Raw genomic sequence first — 4348 nt, 5'->3', positions numbered from 1 at the left:
GCCGAATTCAGAGAGCATTTCAGCGAACTTGATCATCGTGTTGACAGCCTCGGCAGCCGCGTTGACAAGGTTGGCGCCGGTGCCGCCGCTCTCGCAGCACTGCACCCGATGGATTTCGATCCCGATGACAAGCTGACCTTTGCAGCAGGCTACGGCAACTACAAGGGCAAAAACGCTGCTGCGGTAGGCGCATTCTACCGTCCGGATGAAAAGGTTATGCTGAGTGTAGGCGGAACCTTCGGCAATGGCGAGAATATGGTGAACGCAGGTATCTCCTTCTCCCTGGACCGTACCGCACGCGTAAGCAATTCCCGCACGGCGATGGCTAAGGAAATAGTAGACCTGAGAGCGAATGTAGCTAACCTCACCGCACTTGTAGGTCAGCTGACCGCAGGCATGGGCGGCACGATTGAGATGGACAGAATGAAGCTCTTCCCGGATGTTCCCGAAAACCACTGGGCTTACGAATACATCGGCCGTCTGGCGGCAGCAGGCATCGTTGAGGGTTATCCTGACGGCATGTTCAACGGCAACCGTATGATGAGCCGCTACGAATTCGCAGCAATGCTGTACAGAGCGCTTGAAAAAGGCGTGAAGCTGGATCACAAGCTGGTTCGTGAATTTGAACCCGAAATGGGACGTATCCATGTTGCCCGTATTTCCGGTGCGGATGGCGACAGAGGAAAGATTGAACGTGTACGCGTATACGGCGGCGACAACCGTGACCATTACGGAACAGAGCTGAAATAAGGCTAGATGTATAGCTTGAGCTTTACATAACACTCCCTTTTCTATACTAAAAAGAGGAGAGCACCCAATCCCTTATAGGATTTCAGGTGTTCTCCTCTTACTTTTGTTTTACACAGTGTTTTGCTTAATCCCAGCGCTTGAGCATGTCCTCAATAATTTCCTTATTGGTTTTGCGGCGCTTTTTCTCGTAGTTACGGAAGTTGTTGTCTCTGTGGTCGGTGGAGTAGTCGGCGTAGTCGAAATCATCGTCGCTGCGTTCGTAGCTGCGGTTGTAGTCGCCGTGGCCATCGTCCAGGGAGAGGGGGATTTGCTGTGTATAGGTATAGGGTTGTGTGTACATGATTGACCTCGAAAGATTAGGAAGTTATTTGCTTTTATTCAGCTTCTTTCATAACTGAAAGAAGCTGGCAAGAAAGGTTCGCGCTTTTTGTAAAGCGCGGCAAAACAAAAACTTTTTCGAGAAAAAGTTTTACCAAAAAGCTTTATAAATATGGTCGCTTTGCTGTTACTAGCGCCTGTTCGAAATTCTTGCGAATGTTCTTCGTAACCTATGAAGTGCTTTGTGGTTTGTCTAAGCCTTGTTTTCGGTGACTAAACTTCGCGGTAGTCTAAGCCTTAAAAAATCTTGCACATTTGTCAATTCGTTGTAATAGCCTTTCACTTACTACGAACTAGGGAGAATATGGTAAAGCATTTTTTGCTAAGCCTTTTTGTGCGAGCAAAAAAGCGACTGTTTCCCGCGCTTTCGCAAAGCGCGCCCCTTTCTTGTTACTTCTTTCGGGAACGAAAGAAGTAAAACTAGAGCAAGCAATAACAACTTCCCTTCTTTAACTTACATATAATTATGCTCTTTTACATGGTCGGAGTGCAGCAGCTCTTCTGCTTTCTCACTCAGCGGTTTTTCCAGGAAGTCCTTATAAAGCTCCTGCACATCCGGATTGTTGTGGGACTGGTGCAGAGGACGGTTGCTGTCGATGGTATAGAGCTTATTGCCAAGTACGTCGGCACGTTCTTCGCCGTCGTGAATCGGCTGACCGCCGCCGCCAACGCAGCCGCCGGGGCAGGCCATAACTTCCACGAAGTCATAATGAACCTTGCCTGCTTTGAGCTCGTCGAGCAGCTTGCCTGCATTGCCCAGACCGCTTACGGTACAGGTGCGCAGTGTTGCGCCGCCAAGGGTGAATTCACGAACCTTGCGGCCTTCTGTACCGCGAACTTCGGTGAAGGCATCTTCGGGAGCTTCCTTGCCTTCGATTACATGGTAAGCAGTACGCAATGCTGCTTCCATAACGCCGCCACTGGCACCGAAGATAACTCCGGCGCCGGTGCTCTGGCCCAGCGGATTATCAAAGGGCTGTTCGTCCAGCATTGCGGGGTTGATGTGCTCAGCACGCAGCAGGCGGATAAGCTCGCGGGTGGTGAGTACGATATCTACATCATGGGTACCGCTGCTGCGCATAGAGAAGAGAGCGGCCTCGCGTTTCTTGGAAACGCAGGGCATGATGGAAACGGAGCAGATTTCCTTCGGCTTTAAGCCCTTCTTCTGTGCAAAGTAGGATTTTGCCAGCGCACCGAAAATCTGTTGCGGAGATTTAGTGGTAGAAAGGTTAGGCACGAAGTACGGGTGAGTTTTGTTGACATAGCTTACCCAGCCGGGGCAGCAGGAGGTGAACATCGGCCAGCTGTGGTCCTGCGGATTTTGCAGATGCTCCAGAAGCTCGCTTGCTTCCTCCATGATGGTAACGTCGGCAGCGTAGCAGGTGTCGAAAACATAATCGAAGCCGATTTTCTTCAGTGCTGCTACCATGCGGCCTTCGGTTGCCAGCTCGGGCGGCAGGTTGAAGGCTTCGGCCCAGGCGGTGCGTACTGCAGGCGCAACCTGCACTACAGTTACCTTGCTGGTGTCAGCCAGTACGTCATAAATTTTGGGAACGTCGTTACGCTCCTTCAGCGCGCCAACGGGGCAGTGGGTGATACACTGACCGCAGAGGCTGCAGTCACTGTCCTCAATGGAAACATTGCCGGCAACGTCTACGGTAGTACGGGCACCGGTATTCTGCACATCCCAGATATGCAGCTTTTGCACCTTGTCACAAATCTGGACGCAGCGCATGCATTTGATGCATTTTTTGGAATCGCGGATGAGCGGGAACTCCTGGTTCCAGGGAGTGTCGACAACATCGCGCTCATAGGGAATATCGTAAATGCCAAGGTCATTGGCCAAAGTCTGCAGGCTGCAGTTGCCGCTGCGTACGCAGGTTGCGCACATGCAGTCATGCTGGGATAAAATCAGCTCCACGTTGGTGCGGCGGATGCTGCGGGCCTTAGGGGAGTTGGTATAAACTACCAGACCTTCCTGTACCGGAGTGGTGCAGGCGGTAACTACACGGTTCTGTCCCTGAATTTCAACTACGCAGACCTTGCAGGCACTGATTTCGTTGATGCCTTTAAGATAACACAGGCGGGGGATTTCGATGCCGACGGTGGCAGCAGCCTGCATGATTGTTGTTCCTTGAGGAACGGAAACTGTTTGTCCGTCGATTGTGAGGTTTACCATTTTAAGGTTCTGCCTCCTTTCAGTGTGCTGAAGCCGAATTTGTCGCAGCGCAGGCAGCGTCCTGCTTCCTGGCAGGCCTCCTGCTTAGTCATGCCGCATTCAATAGGCTCAAAGGTATGCTTGCGTTCGCCTGCTTCGGTTTCGTGCATCTGGATACGGCCGCAGGGACGTTTATCGTCAATAGACGGGTCGGGAATAACTACATCACAGGAAATGGTGTGGTTATAGCCCAAATATTCATCAATATTAGCGGCAGCAACCTTACCGGCAGCAATAGCACGGATTACGGTTGCAGGGCCGGTTACGCAGTCGCCGCCGGCGAAGACGCCTTCATTGTTGGCAAGCTCACTGCTGGAAAGAGCGGAAATAGTACCGCGTTTGATTTTGATGCCGGCTTCTTCGAACGGACGCAGCTCAATGCCTTGGCCGATAGCTACAACGATAACGTCGCAGGGAATGCGCTCCAGCTCTACGTCAGCGTGAATAGGACGCGCACGTCCCCAGGCATCGATAGGACCGATGATTTGCGGTTCTGCCCAGAGAGCGGCCACATTACCTTTGGCATCCGCCTCAATGTGGTGCGGAGCTTTTAAGCCGTACAGCTCAGCGCCCTCGGCAATAGCACCTTCGATTTCCTCTGGCAGCGCGGTCATGTCGTCCTGACGACGGCGGTAGGCGATGATAACCTTTTTGGCACCGAGACGGATGGAGCTGCGGGTGCAGTCCATAGCAACGTTGCCGCCGCCAATAACGACAACGGTTTTATCCTTAAAGTCAGGCATTTTTTCTTCGCCGATGTTGCGCAGCATTTCTACCGCACTGATAACACCGTGGGAATTCTCGCCTTCAATACCGATTTTCTTGTCAGTGTGGGCACCGATGGCAATGTAAACTGCGTCAAATTCCTCACGCAGCTTTTCGAAGGGGATATCGCCTTCCTCGTTGCCGATTCTGGTATTGCGATGTACCTCTACGCCGGTGGACAAAATAGCGTCTAAGTCCTCCTGCAGACGTTCGCGCGGGAAGCGGTAAGCAGGAATG

The 4348-nt window shown here is 52.1% G+C and carries 4 protein-coding genes; 1 reads left to right on the top strand and 3 read right to left on the bottom strand.

Annotated elements, in window-relative coordinates:
* The coding region (locus BN587_RS04175) for a YadA-like family protein (protein ID WP_044484215.1) at window positions 1-750 on the top strand (750 nt) is incomplete at its 5' end.
* A 124-nt stretch (window positions 751-874) separates the two neighbouring features.
* On the opposite strand, the gene BN587_RS04170 is transcribed toward BN587_RS04175, so the two are convergent.
* The 3 genes from BN587_RS04170 to BN587_RS11810 form a co-directional block, all read right to left on the bottom strand.
* A complete protein-coding gene (locus BN587_RS04170; protein ID WP_021719892.1) occupies window positions 875-1090 on the bottom strand; it encodes a hypothetical protein in 216 nt (71 codons plus the stop codon).
* Between the two features lie 492 nt (window positions 1091-1582).
* Window positions 1583-3307, bottom strand: a complete 1725-nt coding sequence (locus BN587_RS04165) for a [FeFe] hydrogenase, group A (protein ID WP_021719891.1) — start codon at window positions 3305-3307, stop codon at window positions 1583-1585.
* Window positions 3301-4348 (bottom strand): FAD-dependent oxidoreductase (locus BN587_RS11810; protein WP_044484213.1); only part of this gene is annotated, 1048 nt, incomplete at its 5' end. The genes BN587_RS04165 and BN587_RS11810, both read right to left, overlap by 7 nt.

This window comes from Phascolarctobacterium succinatutens CAG:287, from assembly GCF_000434895.1.
GTDB lineage: Bacteria > Bacillota > Negativicutes > Acidaminococcales > Acidaminococcaceae > Phascolarctobacterium_A > Phascolarctobacterium_A succinatutens_A.
The sequence above is the reverse complement of the archived record's forward strand: the minus strand, read 5'-3'. Positions and strand labels throughout refer to the sequence as shown.

Bases quoted from the DNA above. Each gene is read 5' to 3' on its own strand.
- BN587_RS04170 (WP_021719892.1), bottom strand. From the start codon at position 1,090: ATGTACACACAACCCTATACCTATACACAGCAAATCCCCCTCTCCCTG.
- BN587_RS04165 (WP_021719891.1), bottom strand. From the start codon at position 3,307: ATGGTAAACCTCACAATCGACGGACAAACAGTTTCCGTTCCTCAAGGA.